Origin of the sequence: Kitasatospora sp. NPDC085895 (assembly GCF_040702125.1) — a bacterium.
Lineage (GTDB): Bacteria > Actinomycetota > Actinomycetes > Streptomycetales > Streptomycetaceae > Kitasatospora > Kitasatospora arboriphila.
This window is the reverse complement of sequence record NZ_JBFBJY010000015.1, coordinates 12,137-28,041: the sequence shown is the minus strand read 5'-3', so window position 1 is coordinate 28,041 and position 15,905 is coordinate 12,137. Positions and strand designations below refer to the sequence as shown.

At 73.0% G+C, this 15,905-nt stretch carries 13 protein-coding genes and 5 pseudogenes; 11 read left to right on the top strand and 7 right to left on the bottom strand.

Annotated elements, in window-relative coordinates:
* Positions 1–46: 46 nt before the first annotated feature.
* Positions 47–829 (top strand): helix-turn-helix domain-containing protein, encoded by a 783-nt coding sequence (locus AB0442_RS12450; RefSeq protein WP_366162471.1) that lies wholly within the window; start codon positions 47–49, stop codon positions 827–829.
* Positions 826–1,767 carry an NAD(P)-binding domain-containing protein gene (locus AB0442_RS12445; RefSeq protein WP_366162470.1) on the top strand — a complete coding sequence of 314 codons (942 nt, stop codon included), beginning with the start codon at positions 826–828 and terminating at the stop codon, positions 1,765–1,767. Before AB0442_RS12450 ends, AB0442_RS12445 begins: the two co-directional genes overlap by 4 nt.
* A gap of 27 nt (positions 1,768–1,794) precedes the next feature.
* Here AB0442_RS12445 and AB0442_RS12440 read toward each other — a convergent pair whose 3' ends face one another.
* On the bottom strand, positions 1,795–2,289 hold the full coding sequence (locus tag AB0442_RS12440) for a molybdenum cofactor biosysynthesis protein (protein WP_366162469.1): 495 nt from the start codon (positions 2,287–2,289) through the stop codon (positions 1,795–1,797).
* A gap of 71 nt (positions 2,290–2,360) precedes the next feature.
* Here AB0442_RS12440 and AB0442_RS12435 point away from each other — a divergent pair, with 71 nt between their 5' ends.
* Positions 2,361–2,792, top strand: a complete 432-nt coding sequence (locus AB0442_RS12435) for a DUF1801 domain-containing protein (protein WP_366162467.1) — start codon at positions 2,361–2,363, stop codon at positions 2,790–2,792.
* 122 nt (positions 2,793–2,914) lie between these two features.
* Positions 2,915–3,325, top strand: a complete 411-nt coding sequence (locus tag AB0442_RS12430; RefSeq protein WP_366162465.1) for a VOC family protein — start codon at positions 2,915–2,917, stop codon at positions 3,323–3,325.
* A 72-nt stretch (positions 3,326–3,397) separates the two neighbouring features.
* Here AB0442_RS12430 and fdxA read toward each other — a convergent pair whose 3' ends face one another.
* Positions 3,398–3,721, bottom strand: coding sequence for a ferredoxin (gene fdxA, locus AB0442_RS12425; protein WP_366162464.1), 324 nt, complete (start codon positions 3,719–3,721; stop codon positions 3,398–3,400).
* A 95-nt stretch (positions 3,722–3,816) separates the two neighbouring features.
* Here fdxA and soxR point away from each other — a divergent pair, with 95 nt between their 5' ends.
* From soxR to AB0442_RS12410, 3 genes are all read left to right on the top strand, one after another.
* On the top strand, positions 3,817–4,281 hold the full coding sequence (gene soxR / locus AB0442_RS12420) for a redox-sensitive transcriptional activator SoxR (RefSeq protein ID WP_366162462.1): 465 nt from the start codon (positions 3,817–3,819) through the stop codon (positions 4,279–4,281).
* A 180-nt stretch (positions 4,282–4,461) separates the two neighbouring features.
* Positions 4,462–5,964: an FAD-binding oxidoreductase gene (locus AB0442_RS12415; RefSeq protein WP_366162461.1), complete on the top strand. Its 1,503-nt coding sequence runs from the start codon at positions 4,462–4,464 to the stop codon at positions 5,962–5,964.
* A 205-nt stretch (positions 5,965–6,169) separates the two neighbouring features.
* Complete coding sequence (locus tag AB0442_RS12410) at positions 6,170–7,279, top strand: mechanosensitive ion channel family protein (protein WP_366162598.1); 1,110 nt, start codon at positions 6,170–6,172, stop codon at positions 7,277–7,279.
* 158 nt (positions 7,280–7,437) lie between these two features.
* Here the strand turns inward: AB0442_RS12410 and AB0442_RS12405 are convergent, their stop codons facing one another.
* Together AB0442_RS12405 and AB0442_RS12400 are read right to left on the bottom strand one after the other, a co-directional pair.
* Positions 7,438–7,650 carry a hypothetical protein gene (locus tag AB0442_RS12405; RefSeq protein WP_366162606.1) on the bottom strand — a complete coding sequence of 71 codons (213 nt, stop codon included), beginning with the start codon at positions 7,648–7,650 and terminating at the stop codon, positions 7,438–7,440.
* 80 nt (positions 7,651–7,730) lie between these two features.
* Positions 7,731–7,883: pseudogene (locus AB0442_RS12400) on the bottom strand (SDR family NAD(P)-dependent oxidoreductase); the annotation flags it as partial.
* On the opposite strand from AB0442_RS12400, the pseudogene AB0442_RS12395 reads away from it, so the two are divergent.
* Positions 7,868–8,263: pseudogene (locus tag AB0442_RS12395) on the top strand (transcriptional regulator); the annotation flags it as partial. The pseudogenes AB0442_RS12400 and AB0442_RS12395 overlap by 16 nt on opposite strands.
* 215 nt (positions 8,264–8,478) lie before the next feature.
* Here AB0442_RS12395 and AB0442_RS12390 read toward each other — a convergent pair.
* Positions 8,479–9,084, bottom strand: a pseudogene (locus AB0442_RS12390) (FAD-dependent monooxygenase); the annotation flags it as partial.
* Positions 9,085–9,424: 340 nt separating this feature from the next.
* Here AB0442_RS12390 and AB0442_RS12385 point away from each other — a divergent pair.
* Complete coding sequence (locus AB0442_RS12385) at positions 9,425–9,811, top strand: DoxX family protein (protein ID WP_366162460.1); 387 nt, start codon at positions 9,425–9,427, stop codon at positions 9,809–9,811.
* Between the two features lie 109 nt (positions 9,812–9,920).
* Here AB0442_RS12385 and AB0442_RS12380 read toward each other — a convergent pair.
* Both AB0442_RS12380 and AB0442_RS12375 read right to left on the bottom strand, forming a co-directional pair.
* Positions 9,921–10,466 (bottom strand): annotated as a pseudogene (locus tag AB0442_RS12380) (FAD-dependent monooxygenase); the annotation flags it as partial.
* 617 nt (positions 10,467–11,083) lie between these two features.
* Positions 11,084–13,405, bottom strand: coding sequence for a helicase C-terminal domain-containing protein (locus tag AB0442_RS12375; protein ID WP_366162458.1), 2,322 nt, complete (start codon positions 13,403–13,405; stop codon positions 11,084–11,086).
* 983 nt (positions 13,406–14,388) lie between these two features.
* Here AB0442_RS12375 and AB0442_RS12370 point away from each other — a divergent pair.
* Positions 14,389–14,592, top strand: a complete 204-nt coding sequence (locus AB0442_RS12370) for a hypothetical protein (protein WP_366162457.1) — start codon at positions 14,389–14,391, stop codon at positions 14,590–14,592.
* A 414-nt stretch (positions 14,593–15,006) separates the two neighbouring features.
* A pseudogene (locus AB0442_RS12365) lies at positions 15,007–15,719 on the top strand (response regulator transcription factor).
* Positions 15,720–15,905 lie beyond the last annotated feature (186 nt).

Below are 15,905 nucleotides of genomic sequence, written 5' to 3'. Positions count from 1 at the left end.
ATTCGCGTCACTGTATCCCAGTGGCCCCCGGAGGTGGAGAGGTCGGATGTCACAGGCTCCCCGGTCCGCGGTCGACAAGGCCCTCGATCTCGTCGAGGCGGTCGCCCGCGCCGACCGCCCCGCCCGGCTCGCCGACCTCGCGCGGTCGGTCGACCTGCACCGGGCCACGGCCTACCGGATCCTGCTCGACCTGGTCCGGCGCGGCTGGGTGCTGCGGGTCGGCGACACCTACCTGCCGGGCGCGGCCGCGCTGCAGGTCTCGGCCGCGGCGCTGCACCACTCGCTGACGGCGCTGGCCCGGCCCGTCCTGGAGGGGCTGTCCGGGGCCACCGGCCTGATGGTGAACCTCCAGGTGCTGGAGGGCGACCGGGCGCGGGTGGTGGACGTGGTGCGGCCGGAGCGGCTGGCGATGATCTCCCACCTGCGCGGCGAGGCGCTGCCGGTGCACCGGTTCGCCGGCCCGCTGGCGCTGGTCGCCGCCCTGCCCGCCGACGCGCGGGCCCCCTACCTGCGGCCCGCAGAGGAGGCCGGGTACCCGCTGGACGGCGCGGACGGACTGCTCGCGGACCTCGCCCGGGTCGAGCGCACCGGCGTCGCGCTGGAGCGCGGGCGCAACGAGAAGCCGGTCGCCTCGATCAGCCGGGTGGTCCGTTCCCGGGACGGCTCACCGGTCTGCGCGCTGACCGCGGTCGGCCTGGACACCGACTTCGACGGGCCCGCGCTGGACGGCCTGACGGAACGTCTGCTCGCCGCCGCCGGCTCTCTGGAGGACGTCCTCGCGGGCCGGCCCGGCACCGCGGCGCCGGACCCGGAAGGAGGCGCCCGGTGAGCGGGGTGCTCGTCCTCGACCGGGCGCAGACCCGCGCCGCGCTCGACCCGGCCGAGGTGATCGGGGCGGTCGCCCGGGCGCTGGTCGCCGTCGCCCGGGACGAGGTGTCGGCGCCGCCGCGGATCGCCGCCCGGACGCCCACCGGGCTGCTCGGCGCCATGCCCGGCCACGTCCCGGGGCTGGGGCTGGCGGCCAAACTGGTCTCGGTCTTCGCGGATCCGGCGGCGCCGGGCCGCGGCAACCACCGCGGGGTGGTGGCGCTCTTCGACGAGCAGGACGGCCGGCCGCTCGCCCTGATGGACGCCGAGCCGCTGACCGCCGTCCGGACGGCCGCCTGCGCGACGCTGAGCATGCGGGCGCTCGCCGCGCCGACGCCCCGGCGGGTGGCGGTGCTCGGCACCGGCACCCAGGCCCGCGCCCAACTCGCCCTGCTGACCGGGCTCGGCCCGCGGACGGAGGTGGTGGTCGGCGGCCGCGACACGGACCGGGCCCGCCGGGCGGCGGAGCTGCTCCCGGGGGCGGTGGCCTGCACGGTCGCGGAGGCGCTGGCCGGTGCCGACGTGGTCTTCTGCTGCACGGACGCGTCCGAGCCCGTCCTGCGGCGGGCGGATCTGGCACCCGGGGCCCACGTCAGCTCGGTCGGCGGCTCGCGCGGGCCGGAGCTGGACGCCGCCACCGTGCGGGAGGGCGCGCTCTTCGTCGAGTGGCCGGGCGCCGCCTCTCCCCCGCCGGCCGGCGCGCACGAGCTCCGCGACGTCCCCGCCGAACGCCTCACCCTGCTGGGTGCCGTCCTCGACGGCACCGCACCCGGGCGCCGCTCCCCCGACGAGCTGACCGTCTTCAAGTCCACCGGCCACGCCGCCCTGGACGTCGCGGCCGCCTCGGTGGTCCACCGCGCCGCGCGCACCCGCGGCCTCGGCACGGTGGTGGACCTGTGACGGCGACTGCCGGTCTCCGGCCGGTCCTCAGTCGGGCAGGACGAGGAACTCCGCCGGTCCGAGCGTGAGGACGCCGTCGCTCAGCGGGGTGCAGCGGACGCCGCCCCTGTCGCGCAGGGCCCGCTGCGCGCCGGGGCCGATCACGGCGTCCATCCACGCACAGGGCCGGGCGGCGCGGCGGACGGCCAGCAGGACGGGCCCGGTGCCGCAGTCCAGCGAGACCGTCCGGCCCAGGAGTGCGTCGACGTCGACCCCGCGGAGCAGCACGTTGCGGCGGGTGTGACGCAGGTCCGTGCCGGGCCGGATGTCGAGCGGGAGGTTCTCGGCGGCCATCAGCGTGACGGCGGCGTCCCGGTGGGCCGGGCGGGCGTAGTAGCGGTCACCGACGAGGCCGAGGCCCTGCCGCACCTCGGCGCTGCCGACGAGTTCGTCCGGGTGCGCCGGGGACGGCCCCTCCGACGGGCGTCCGGTGTACCGGTGCGCCGGCGACACCAGGAGCTGCACCACCTCGACCACGGCCATGCGGGCCAGCCTACGCCGCCGCGCGTCGCCGCCCGACGGCCCGGTCCTCCGCGGGCATGCTGGGGGGATGGGTGACCGCGACGGCTGAGCCGAAGACCGTGCGGACGGGTGCCGACCCCGCCGCGTTCCTCGCGGGCGTGGGCGACGAACGGCGGCGCGCCGACGCGCAGCAGCTGTGCGACCTGCTCGCCGGGGCGACGGGCGCACCCGCGGAGATGTGGGGCGGGTCGATGGTCGGCTTCGGCAGCTACCGCTACCGCTACGCGAGCGGCCGCTCGGGCGAGTGGCCGCCGATCGCGTTCGCCCCGCGCAGGCAGGCGCTGGTGCTGTACGTCGCCGAGGGCTTCGAGCCGTACGCCGGCCTGCTGGCCCGGCTCGGCCCGCACACCACCGGCAAGGGCTGCCTCTACCTCGAACGGCTCGCCGACGTGGACCGTGCGGTGCTCGCCGAGCTGGTCGCGACGTCGTTCGAGCGGATGGACGGCCGGACGGTCACCCCGTAGCCGCGCGGCCCGCCGGGCTCCGTTCGGGCCGATGCGGCGACGGCCGGTGCGCCCTCCCCGCCGACGGCGGGACGGTCGCCTACGCTGCGGCAGACCGACGCGTCGTCAGGAGAGGACCCCTCATGGCATCCCGGCTCAACCCCTACATCAGCTTCGACGGCGACGCCCGCCAGGCGATGGAGTTCTACCAGGTCGTCTTCGGCGGCGACCTGGACCTGAACACCTTCGGCCAGTTCGACCCGGACCAGACCGGCGAGACGGCCGACCGGATCATGCACGGCATGCTGGTGACCCCGCGCGGCTACACCCTCATGGGCGCCGACAACCCGCCGGGCATGGAGCACCGGCCGGGCAACAACATCACGGTGAGCCTGAGCGGCGACGACGACGCCGAACTGCGCGGCTACTGGGCGGCGCTGTCCGAGGGCGGCACGGTGACCGTCCCGCTGGAGAAGCAGATGTGGGGCGACGTCTTCGGCATGTGCACCGACCGCTTCGGCATCACCTGGCTGGTCAACATCAGCGAGGCCTAGGGGCCGTCTTCACATGGCGCTCGGGCGGTGACTCCAGCGCCCCTGGATCAACCACCCGAGCGCCCCTGCGGGTCAGGCGGTGTCCTGGACCGGCAGCGCCGCCACCATCGGATGGTCCTTCCCGATCGGGCCGAGCCCGGCGCTGCCGCCCGGGGAGCCGAGGTCGGTGAAGAACTCGGCGTTCGCCGTGTTGAACTGCCGCCACGGCTCCGGGGTGTCGTCCTCGAAGTAGATCGCCTCGACCGGGCAGACCGGCTCGCAGGCGCCGCAGTCGGTGCACTCGTCGGGGTGGACGTACAGCATCCGCTCCCCCTCGTAGATGCAGTCGACGGGGCACTCGTCCAGGCATGCCTTGTCCTTGACGTCCACACAGGGCAGGGCGATCACAAACGTCATCGGGCTACCGTCCTCTCCGGGTCGGTGCTGCTCGCCGTTCTGGCACGGCCGACCGTAGGGCCTCAAGTAAGCTTGAGGTCAACAGGAGGCGGTGCATGACGACCCGACAGCCCGGTGAGGCCGGGGCCACCCCGGACGACTGGCTGGCCATCGGCGAGGTCAGTGCACGGACCGGCGCGGCGGTGTCCGCCCTGCGGTTCTACGAGGAGCTCGGCCTGATCGCGTCCGAACGCGACGAGCGCAACCAGCGCCGCTACCCCCGGCACATGCTGCGCCGGGTCGCCCTGATCTCGGTGGCGAAACGGATCGGCATCCCGCTGCAGGACCTCCGGGAGGCGTTCGCCGACGTCCCGCTCCACCGGCCGCCGAGCCACGACGAGTGGCAGCGCGCCTCCCGCGGCTGGAAGCGCCGTCTGGAGGAGCGCCGGCAGACCATCGAACGGCTGGAGGCCGAACTCACGGGCTGCATCGGCTGCGGCTGCCTCTCGATGAAGGCCTGTGCCCTGCTGAACCCCGGCGACGCGCTCGCCGAGGACGGCGCCGGCCCCCGACGCCTCTGAGACGGACTCCCGTTCGGGGCGTCCCGCCACCGGTCGCCGCGGACCACCCGGCGGCGGGCGTTCGCGTGAACCCCGTTCGCCCACGGAGTGTCACTGCCGCTCATACCACGGCGCGGCCCCACCCTCTGTCTGTGCGCCACGGGAAGGGCCCGCCGGACGCCGCGCAGAACGGGGAGCCCCATGCCGCTCGATCGACGATCCGTCCTGCGCACCGGCGCCGTCGCCGTCGCCGGTCTCGCGTTCGCCCCAGGTTCCCCCATCCCCGCGGCCGCCGCCTCGCACACCCACGGCCAGGACCCCGGGCCCGCCGCCTGGCGGGAGCTGCGCCGCCTCCTCAGCCCGGCCGCCCGCCTCTACCGGCCCGGCGACCCCGACTACCCGCTGGAGGCCGTCGCCGACAACCAGCGCTACGCCGCGATCCGACCGGCCGGGGTGCTCGCCTGCGCCACCGAGAACGACGTGCGCGTCGCCGTCCGCTGGTGCGCCGCCCACGACGTGCCCCTCGCACCGCGCTCCGGCGGCCACAACTACGCCGGGTACTCGACCACCACCGGCCTGGTCGTCAGCCTCCGTGCGATGAACCGGGTCACGCCGGTCGGGAGGCGGCTGCACCTCGGCGGCGGCGCCACCAACTCCGACGTCTACGCCGCCCGCGCCGCCGGCCTGTACTTCCCCGGCGGGCGCTGCCCCGGCGTCGGCGTGGCCGGCCTGACCCTCGGCGGCGGACTCGGCTTCAACGACCGCAAGTGGGGCCTGACCTGCGACAGTCTCGTCGAGACCCGCCTCGTCCTCGCCGACGGCACCCCGGTCCGCGCCACCGCCGACGAGAACCCCGACCTGTTCTGGGCCTGCCGCGGCGGCGCCGGCGGCAACTTCGGCATCAACACCGCCTTCGTCTTCGACGCCGTCCCGGTCGACCGGCAGCGTGCCACCGTCTTCGACCTGGCCTTCCCCCTCACCGCCGCCCAACCCGCCGTCGACCACCTCCAGCGCCTCCTCGAGGCCGACCGGACCGGCGACCTCGACACCCGCATCGGCTTCAGGAACACCGGCGACGGCCGGACCTCGCTCTGGACCCTCGGCCAGCTCCTCGGCCCCGAGGACACCCTGCGCCGCCTCCTCGCCCCGCTCCTCGAACTGCGCCCCGACGAGGCGTTCATCGAGGAACGCGACTTCTGGACGGCCCAGGACCACCTCATGGACACCCCCGGAGCACCGGACTGCTACGCCTCCAAGTCGCTCGTCCCCGACCGGTGGCTGAGCCCCTCCGCCGTGGCGGACGTCGTCGAGTGGACCCGCTCCTGGCGGCCCGGTCCCTCCGGCGCGACCGGCTACGTCACCCTCTTCGCCATGGGCGGCACCAGCGACCGGCCCCGGCCCGACGAAACCGCCTACCCGCACCGCGACGCGACGTACGTCATCGACATCGGCACCCACTGGAAGCCCGGCACCCCGTCCGACCAGGTGGACCGCCTGCTGGCCCAGACCCGTGCCGCCCACCGCACCCTGCGCCGCCGCCTCGACACCGACAGCGCCTACGTCAACTTCCCCGACCCCGACCTCCCCGACTGGCAGCACGCCTACTACGGCGCCAACTACACCCGCCTCGCCCAGGTCAAACACCGATACGACCCGGCGGGCCTCTTCCACTACGCCCAGGGCATCACCGCGCGGAACGCCTGACACGGACGGCCGGAAGGCAGGGTCCGGCTGTGGCGGCGACCGGGCCATGGGGCAGGATGGCAGTCCGTTCGGAATGCGCACATCCGCTCCAATGCGGCTGCGCACCACACGACCTGACAGGCGACACGGTGACGACACAGTACATACGGCAGCCGGCCGCGGCCCGTTCCCTCGCCCTCCACGCTGCGGAGGCGGGACGGTGACGGTGACCCGGGACCTGGTCCTGCACGACTGGGTGGTGGCCGGCATCGCCCTGGCCTCCGGCTGTGTGGCCGGTCTGGTGCTGCGGGCCCTGATGAAGTGGCTGGGCAAGCACGCGGGCCGGACCAAGTGGAGCGGCGACGACATCATCGTCGACGCGCTGCGCACCGTCGTCCCCTGGGCGGCCGTGGTCGCCGGGGCCGCGGTGGCCGCTTCGGCGCTGCCGCTCACCGCCCGGATCGGAGGGCTGGTCGACAAGTCGCTGACGGCCGTGCTCATCGTCATCGCGACGCTCAGCGCGGCCCGGGTGGTGGCCGGGCTGGTGCAGTCGGTGGCCGCGTCCCGGACGGGCGTCGCGGCGTCCGCGACCATCTTCGTCAACATCACCCGCATCGTGGTGCTGTCGATGGGCGTCCTCGTCGCCCTGGAGACCCTCGGGGTGTCCATCGCCCCGCTGGTCACCGCCCTCGGAGTGGGCGGCCTCGCGGTCGCGCTGGCGTTGCAGGACACCCTCGCCAACCTCTTCGCGGGCGTGCACATCCTCGCCTCGAAGACCGTCCAGCCCGGTGACTACATCCGGCTGACCAGCGGGGAGGAGGGGTACGTCGTCGACATCAACTGGCGCAACAGCGTGGTGCGCAACCTGTCGAACAACCTGGTGATCATCCCCAACGGCCGCCTGGCGCGGACGAACATGACGAACTACTCCCAGCCCGAGCAGAAGCTGTCGATCCTGGTCCAGGTCGGGGTCGGCTACGACAGCGACCTGGAGCACGTGGAGAAGGTCACCCTCGAGGTCGTCGACAGCGTGATGGCCGACATCAGCGGCGGCGTGCCCGACCACGAGGGTGCCGTCCGCTTCCACACCTTCGCGGACTCCAGGATCAACTTCACGGTGATCCTGGGCGTCGGCGAGTTCAGCGACCAGTACCGGATCAAGCACGAGTTCATCAAGCGCCTGCACCAGCGGTACCGCACGGAGGGCATCTCGATCCCCGCCCCCACCCGCACGGTCTCGCTCCAGCACGACGGCACGGGCGCACCGTCGCCCCTCCCGCAGGTCCCGCACCAGTGGGACGCGTCGTCCGAGGAGCTGGCGGACCGACGGCGCTAGGACTCGTCCGGTCGATCACGTGCGGAGTCAGATGACGAGGGCGGCTGTGGTGACGGTGCCGAGGTAGACGCATCCGCGTTTGATGTACGCCTCATGGGCACCGAGGTCGGCCGATGTCCTGCGCCGGCCGGGCGGGATCGCCCGGCCGGCGGCGGGGATCAGGCGGCCGGGAAGTCGGTGGCGGAAGCGGCAGCGGCGTCGAGGTCGGCCCGCAGTGCGTCGACCTTCGCGGTGGCGAAGGCGTGGGCGTCCGACCCCAGCACCTGCCGCAGCGGGCTGTCCCGGTTCGTGGCGTGGCGGATGATCGCCGCGGCTCCCTCGACGGGGTCGCCGAGCTGACGGCCCTGCAGGTCGAGATGGTCCGCGACCATGGCCCGGAGCATCGGGTAGTGCTCACCTGGACGCCGAGCATGTCGCGCACCTCCTGGTCGCCGGTCTCCTCGACCGCCGTGAGGAAGCCGTAGCCCGCGTTGTTGACCACCACGTCCAAGCCGCCGAAACGCTCGACCGCGCGCTCGACCGCGTCCTTGACCCGGGCTTCGTCGGTCAGGTCGACCGGCAGCGGCAGCAGTCGCCCGTGTCGACGTCCTCGACCAGGACGCACGCGCCCTGTTCGTCGACCGGCAGGCACAGGCGCGCGCCGCAGTCGAGAACCTCCGCCTCGACGTCGGCCGTGACCCCGGCGACGAAGCCACCCGGTCACTCATCGCCGAACTACGGGAGCGCTGCGCCGACTTCGACCACTGGTGGCGGCAGCACCGGGTCCACCAGCGGACCCACGGCTCCAAGAAGCTGCTGCACCCCCTGGTCGGCGAACTCACCGTCGCGTACGAAACCCTCCCCCTGCCCGGCGGCAGTGAGACCGTCCTGTTCCTCTACACGACCGAAGCCGCCTCCCCCTCCAGACGGGCCCTCGACCTCCTCGCCTCCTGGACGCTCACCCGCCCGTCCACCCCCGGTCCCACTGCGGCGGGACGGAGATGATCGGGCGGCCACGGTGCGGCGTGCCGGAACGCCCCGGCAGGGCGGCCCCGGCAGCGCCGACCCGAGGCGGGATGTGACGGCCCTCCGGTTGACGAGGATTCCTGAATGCACCCAGGTTCTTGAAGGGGTTCAGGGCGGTCCGGCCGGCCCGGGCAGCCTCGCGCGGCGACCGCCCGGGGGTGGTGAGGAGAGCATCGGCCCAGGGCTTGAGTGGCTCATCGGCGCTTCTCGGTGAACTCGGTGAACATGGTGACCAGGCCGTGGGCCGTGTTGTCCTCGGAGTCGATCCGGTGGACCTCGACGCCTTCGAAGGTGGCGACCTCGGCGCTGCGGGGGAACATGGCCTGCTCGTACTCGGTGAGCGCGGCCTCGACGTCGCCGGGGTGTGCGGCGAGGGCCTTGCCGAGTTCGGCGCCGTCGAGCATGGCCAGATTGGCGCCTTCACCGTTCGGGGCCGCGAGGTGGGCGGCGTCGCCGACAAGGGTGACCCCCGGCACCCGGTCCCACCGGTGCCCGGTCGGCAGGGCGTAGTGGGGGCGCAGGACCGGCGTGGTGTCGCTGCCGGTGATCAGCGCGGTGAGTTCCGGTGCCCAGTCGTCGAACTCTGCCGCGATCCGCGCGGTGGCCGTGGCGGCATCGGTGAAGTCGATCGCGGCGAACCAGTCCTGCGGCTTGGACAGCGCCACGTAGGTGTGCAGGGTGTCGCCGCTCTCCCGGTGGGCGAAGATCTCCTTGCCCGGCGTGGGCGCGATCATCGACCCGCCGCCGACCGCTTTCGCGGCGGAGGTGTGCCGGGTGTCGGCGTCGAACAGGTAGGTCTGTCGGCGGCCAGTTCCAATTCCCCACCGGCGGCCACTTACCGGGGAGCCATCTGGCCGCGAATGTGACGGTGCGTGATGACATAGCGTCGCCCTCGCCGCCTCGTCCGAGGATGCACAGAGCATCCAGTCCTCGCCATCCGCCTGGGACATCCCGGCAGGTGAGGCAGGTCACGTCTGCTTCTGTCACAGCCAGCCTGCGTACCCCGTCATAGAGGGCACCAGTGGAACAGCGACACGGGAGCACACGCCAGCAGTGGGAGGCCCTACGCACTCCCGTTACCGGCGTCAACGCCGTCTCGGGTGCACTGCCGAAATCCGTATCCGTTCAGGGAGAAGCTGAATGAACGTCGCACTATGGATCGTCGCCGGACTGCTCGCCGCCGTCTACCTGTTGGGGGGCGTCTTCAAGGTGGTCACACCCAAGGAGAAAATCGCCGCCGCGGGAGCCAGCGGCCGATGGGTCGATGACTTCAGTGCGGGCGGGGTCAAGGCCATCGGAGCCGTCGAGGTCCTGGCCGCAGCCGGCCTCATCCTGCCCGCCACACTCGACATCGCGCCGGTTCTGGTGCCACTGGCTGCCCTCGGCCTGGTGATACTCATGCTCGGCGCGGCGGTCACCCGGTTCCGGCGCCACGAACTCAAGCTCGTGGCAGTGGACCTGGTCTACATCCTCCTGGCCGCCTTCGTGGCCTGGGGCCGCCTCGGGCCTGAGTCCTTCCTCAGCTGACGGGGCGGGCACCTACCGCACCCTCGAAGTCGACGGATCCAATCGTCGTACCGTCACTGGGGGGTTACGCTCGCAACTGGCCGTCCGTGGGGAATTCTTGCTGGCCGCTGACATAGGTCTCGACGAACGAGGTGCCGACGTACTGCGGTGTGGCGGTGGAGAGCAGCGGCCGAACCCGTGACCACACGCCGTCCGCGCCGACCAGCAGGCCCGTCACGACGGTGGTGCCGTCGGCGAAGGTCACCTCGTGGCGGCCGTTCCCGAGGGCGCGGGCGTCGCCGACCCTGTGCCCCCACCGAACGGTGCCGGCCGGGAGCGATGCGAGCAGGATGCCTCGCAGCTCGCCGCGCATCGCCTCGGGGCGTCCGCCCGTGTCGTCGTCGGTCTCTTCGAACAGGACGGTCCCGTCCCGGTCGAGGACCCGCATCGCCTGACGGCCCTCCAGGACGATGGCGCGGAACTCCTCCATCAGGCCGGCCGCTTCGAGGGCGAGCTGCCCGTTGTAGTCGTGGATGTCGAGCATCCCGCCCTGCGTGCGCTCCGTCGGGGAGGAATCGGCCTCGCAGACCGTGACCGGGATGTCGTGGAGGTGCAGGACGCAGGCCAGCGTGAGCCCGCCGAGTCCGGCGCCGATGATGGTGACCGGGGTGTGCATGGTGACTCCTTCGGGACCGGGCCGCCCGGTGAGCTCCGGCCGGCCGTCTCTGGAAAGGTGCCGACCTCCGCTGACGAACCACCGGCATCCCACCGACAGGCCCCGACAGGCCCCGCCCCCTACCGGCAGGGCACCGGCACCGCGGATCAGCCGCCTGTCAGGCGGACACGCCCTCCTGGACGTCGCTCACGCAAAAGCGCTGACCGGGGTGACGGTGGGCCGGCCGCCGGCGGGGGTGTGGAGCAGCGCGCGGAGTTCGTCGCTGCCGGTAGGGGCGGGGTCGAGTCAGGCGTCGACGTCCGCAGGACCGATGGTGAAGGCAACGGCCGCCTGTACCGGGCAGCCCTTCGCTGCCCGGGCACGGGGCGCAGATTCCGGCGGTGCCCGATGCGGCCCCGGCGGCCGGTGCAATCCCGTTGTTCATCGCCGTCCCCGCCGGCTCGGGAGCATCGTGAGGGCCCCCGAGCGCTGAGCCACCAGTTCGTCGTAGGTGCCGTCGCGCTCGGCCCACCGGTGCATCAGGAGGGTCTGTGCAGCCTGCGGTGTAACCCGGGTGGCCTGATGGCCAGGCCGAGGAGGCGTGGGGGCTGGTTGGTTCGGCCAAGGGTGGTGATCGTTCAGGTGGGCATGACGCCTTGGATACGGGCGAGGGTGAAGCAGCGTTCGTCGTCGCGCAGGTGGCACCAGGCGTACAGGTGGGGCGGGTCGAGGTCGAGGTCGCTGAGGGTGCGGGTGGTGTGGCGGCCGGTGGCTGCCCGGTAGTCGATGGTGATGGACAGGTCGTGGTCGACGGCGTGCGCGAGTTGGCGGATGTCGCTGCCGGACAGGCGGGTGGCGTAGGAGGCGATCACGTCCTCGGTGCTGCCGGTGAATTCCTCCAGGACCACGGAGCGGCCGGGCGTGCTGCGCCGGACCGGCTCCGATGCCGGTTTCGGCTCCGGTGCGGCGGGGGCGGTCAGCAGCCGGTCGGCGAGATCGGTCAGGCCTTCGAGGTCGGTGGGGATGGCGGATCGGTCATCGGCAGCGGTGCGGCTGTGGCGGGGCGGGCGGGTGGTCTTGGCACGTTGAGCGGGGAGGCGTTCGATGCGGGTGGTGCCGTCACTGTTCTCGGCGACGGGGGCGTAGCCCGCCTCGCGCAGGGCGGTGAGGGTTGTGGCGAGGGGGCTGGGGCTGATCAGGACGGTGGGGGCGATCTGGCGCAGGCCGAGTTTGGCGAGGGTGCGGTGGGCGGCGATTTCGGCGAGGAGTGGGGGTTCGGTGCTGTGCAGGACGGTGGCGGCGGTGGCGAGGCGGATGCGTCCGTGGGTGCGGGCGGTGTCGGTGATCAGATAGGCGAGGGGCTGTGGCAGCGGGGCGGTGGTGATGGCGGCCAGGGCGTCTTGGATGCGTCGGGCGCTGTGGCCGGCGTCCAGGGCGCGGCGGATGCTGGTGGGGGTGAAGCGCCAGACGGTGGCGGCGTTCGCGCTCTCCTGGTCGGCGTAGGCGTTGAGCACGGTGGCCAGGTGGGTGGAGGGGACGCCGTGGGCGACGGCGGTCAGGTCGCCTCCGATCAGGGCGGTGGTGCTGGCGGCCGGCAGCAGCCTGCCGGCGGCATCGAGGAGGGCGTCGTGGTCGTCGGCGAGCAGGGCCTCGCCGAGTGGGGACAGGGTGCCGCGAGCCAGGACGCCGAGGAGTTCGGCTTCGCCGATCAGGGTGGCGAATACGGTCTTGTCGTCGGGGAGCCGGTCGGCCAGTGGCCGGTGCCAGGCCACCGCGGGCCCCAGCTCGCTGGTGCGGCGTACACCGTGGCCGTCGGGCAGTTGGGACGCGGCGGTGAGCAGGCTGTGGCGGGCATCGCGGCAGCCGGTGCACGGCGGGTTGTCCAGGGCGGGCAACGCCTTGCCGTCCCGGTCCCGGAACTGGCTGGGCGTGCCCTCGTGGCGCCGCCAGGCCCGGAGCAGCAGTACCAGTTGCCCGGCGGGTTCTTGCTCGGTCCAGGCGTCGTAGGCGGGGCTCGCCAGGACCTGGTCGCCGGAGCGGGCCAGCAGACCGGCAGTGTGCGCGATCTCCAGCACCAGGCGCACCGTCTGCTCGCCGGTACGGGTGGCCTTGGCCAGGCGGGCGAGCTCCCTGGCCCCGAGGCCGCCGGCCTTCAGCTGCGCAGGCGGGCGGCGAGCACACTCGGCCAGCACCGCGGCCGCCCGGCCGGCGAACGCGGTCACTGCCGCGGCGGCCTCCTGCTCCACCTCCTCGGCGGTGACCGCCACCAGCTCCGGCAGCGGGGCCTTCGGGGTGAACGACGGACACCAATCAGGTCCGCGTAGCGCAAGGGCGACCTCGGCCGGCATCCGCGGCGCCTCCTGCCCGTAGGGGACCCGGACCAGCAGCGCCCGTTCCAGCGCCCACTGCACCGCCTGACCACGCCCCGGCGGACGTGCACTACCGGCCTTCGTGTCGTCGGCTTCCAGGCCGGCATGCTGCTCCAGGATCGTCTTGACGTGCGCCGGTGCGCCGTCTGCCAATGCCCGGACCTTCACCGGATCGCTGTGGTGCGCCACCACGGCGGCCAGCCGCTCGGCCTTGCTGCGGGGCTGCCCGACACCCAGCACCGCGAGAACGGTGCGCAGCTCCTCGGATGTCTTCGCCCCGGCGAGCTGCTCCAGGCCGGGTCCCAGACCGAGCGGGGTAGGCCACATCCGGCGCAGGGCCGCGGCCATGTGCAGCCGCCCCTGCCCGTCCGGCCACACCAGCGCATGCTCGGCCAGCACCCGAAGCGTCTCCTCCAGGTCAGGCAGCGGGACACCGAGGAACACCGCAAGGCCGTCGGCCCCGACAGGACCTGCCAGGGCCGCGAGCGCCTCGGCCGTCTGTACTCCCGGCAGCGGTACCCGGTGCAACGCCGCGGACACCGACCCGGGGCGCTGCAGCCGCTCGGCCAGCTCCCCTAGGCTGCGCGGCACCGGGCCGGCCACCGCATCCGGCCGCGCAGCGAGCACCCGGCCCAAACCGGGCGCATCCAGAGTGCGCAGCCACGCCGTCAACACAGAATCGGCCGTACCGATCGAACTCACCACACCTTCCTGCCGGCCCTGGGCGCTGCCGTTCTCCGCCCGCTGTGCACCGCACTCAGCCCGTACGCGACTGCGGTCCGCAACTGTTGTTCGGCCCCGCATTCGAAGCCACGACCGGCTCCCGCTCACATCGGTCCGACTACCCTGGATCTTGCTTGTGTCCAGAGACACCGTAGCGGCCGTCCGCTTCTTACTGGCGAGTGCACAAAGGTGGGCAGGCCGGGCAGCAGTGCACATGCGACGTCGGCCTCGGTCGCGCCGCGCTGCGGCAGGCAAGCGGCCCGGCCGGGCCGGCGCAGCATCGAGGCCGCTGGCGCACGGGGCGGTGGTAACCGGATGAACGGCCCGGCCCAACAGGGCTTTGACCCACCGGCACCACCGGAATGCGGTAGTGCGGGCCGGGGCCGGTCAAGCCGGGCCCGAGGGCAGGCAGGACGGCGGGGCGGCAGCCGGAGACCGTCGGTCTCGCCTCGCCTAGGGTGACCACGGACAAGTCCGGGTTGGGGGAACATGGTGAAGCGGTGGCAGTGGTGGATGATCGGGCTCTGGGCGGCCCTGACGCTCTCTGGTGGTCTGACCGTCATTCTTCTCGGCCAGAGCTCTGCTCCCGCCCCTGCGCGGGTGAGATGCCCCGTCGAACCCACCGGCTACACCCTGTGCGCCTTCGGCTCCCCCGGGCCCTGAACACCGCCCCCTGCCACGCAAGGCCGGAGTCGGACGGGCCGGCCCGGCGCGGAGCAGGCCACGCGGGCGGGCCCGGCGCGGAGCAGCGGTGACAACCGGGGTGCCCGGCCGGACGAACGGCACGGGCAGCCGCCTGTCCCAGCAGGGCTGGGTCGGGTGGCGCAGCAGCGCGGCCGCGGGCGACCTGCATGGCATCAATGCATCTGCTGCTGACCGTCGACAGCTCGGAGTGGGACGGGGGCAGCGGCAGCTGGAAGCCACTGGAGGACCGAGACCTGACCTCCCATCACCGCGCCACTCCCACGGAAGTCACCGTGGGTCGATACGGCGAGCTCAACGTCTTCGTCCGCCCCACCGATCCCGTCCATCCGTACCGCTGGAGCATCCAGTGATTCGTAGGATCCGCCCGGTGCGGCAACATCCTCGTGAACGGCCGCGGAGGAGGTCCGGTGGGCGTGTGCCACTGCAGGGGCGCCGACTGCCACGGCCGACCCCCTGCCGGAGCCGTGGGACGCCACCCGGCGGCAGCCGATCGTCGCGATCCCCGTATCGACACGGGTGCGCCCGGCCCGGCTGCCAGCCAGTGTTCCGGCGGTCCGATCCGGACGAACGCGCCGCCGACGTGTACGACGACGCCCACTTCGGGCGTTGGCTCGGTTGCTCGCCCATGACCGGGATTGAGGCCGCCTGGCATGACACGCCGGAGCGCGGGATGGCGGCTGTTGCCCAACGGTGACACGGCACACATGTCGCTCACACACAGCGCAAGCAGGCTGCGGGGACAACAACGGTGAGGAGGGACGGGCATGGCACGGCTACTGCTCGTCGAAGACGACGACGGGCTCCGGGCAGCACTGGTGCTGGCCCTGGGTGGCCTCGGCCACGAGGTCCTCGGTTCACCGGATGGCGACGATGCGCTTCGCGTCCTCGCCGCCGGGGCACGGCAGGTCGACTGCGTCGTACTGGACGTGATGCTGCCCGGTTCGGACGGGTTCGAGGTCTGCCGCCGGATCAGGCGTGCCGGGACTCTGCCGATCATCATGCTCACCGCTCGTTCGGAGCCCATCGACGTGGTGGTGGGGCTGGAGTGCGGCGCGGACGACTACGTCGCCAAACCGGTGGAGCCGCGGGTACTCGACGCCCGGATCAAGGCGGTCCTCCGGCGGGTCACCCCGGCAATCGGGGCGCCGGCCGTCGACCCGGCATCCGGCAGCACGGAGGTCCTGGAGCTGGGAGCGGTGCGGATCGACACCCGGGCGATGATCGTCACCCGGCACGGCGACCGGCTCGAGCTGACCCCACCGAGCTGCGCCTGCTCCTGGAGTTCGCGCTCCACCCCGGGCAGGTGCTGACCCGGCAGGTGTTGCTGGACCGGGTCTGGGACTACGGCTACCTCGGGGACTCCCGCATTGTGGACGCCTGCGTCTGGCGGCTCCGGGCGAAGACCGAGGACGACCCGGCCCGACCGGTCCTGATCACCACCGTCCGCGGGGTCGGTTACCGTCTGGACCTCCCGTGAGGCGGCCACTCGGGCTGCGAGGGCGGATCGCCGTCACCCTGGTCCTCGCGCTGTCGCTGCCGTCGCTGGTGCTCTCGACCCTGGGCTACCTGGTGCTGCGGGACGCGCGGAGGAGAGCTTCCGGTCACAGGCGCTGTCGAGCGCGCTGTCGGACTTCACCTCCGCGGCGAACTCCGTCCGGCAGGG

Coding starts and splice junctions, on each gene's coding strand:
- AB0442_RS12450 (WP_366162471.1), top strand. CDS start 47: ATGTCACAGGCTCCCCGGTCCGCGGTCGACAAGGCCCTCGATCTCGTC.
- AB0442_RS12440 (WP_366162469.1), bottom strand. CDS start 2,289: ATGGCCGTGGTCGAGGTGGTGCAGCTCCTGGTGTCGCCGGCGCACCGG.
- AB0442_RS12430 (WP_366162465.1), top strand. CDS start 2,915: ATGGCATCCCGGCTCAACCCCTACATCAGCTTCGACGGCGACGCCCGC.
- fdxA (WP_366162464.1), bottom strand. CDS start 3,721: ATGACGTTTGTGATCGCCCTGCCCTGTGTGGACGTCAAGGACAAGGCA.
- soxR (WP_366162462.1), top strand. CDS start 3,817: ATGACGACCCGACAGCCCGGTGAGGCCGGGGCCACCCCGGACGACTGG.
- AB0442_RS12415 (WP_366162461.1), top strand. CDS start 4,462: ATGCCGCTCGATCGACGATCCGTCCTGCGCACCGGCGCCGTCGCCGTC.
- AB0442_RS12405 (WP_366162606.1), bottom strand. CDS start 7,650: ATGGTCGCGGACCATCTCGACCTGCAGGGCCGTCAGCTCGGCGACCCC.
- AB0442_RS12385 (WP_366162460.1), top strand. CDS start 9,425: ATGAACGTCGCACTATGGATCGTCGCCGGACTGCTCGCCGCCGTCTAC.
- AB0442_RS12370 (WP_366162457.1), top strand. CDS start 14,389: ATGGCATCAATGCATCTGCTGCTGACCGTCGACAGCTCGGAGTGGGAC.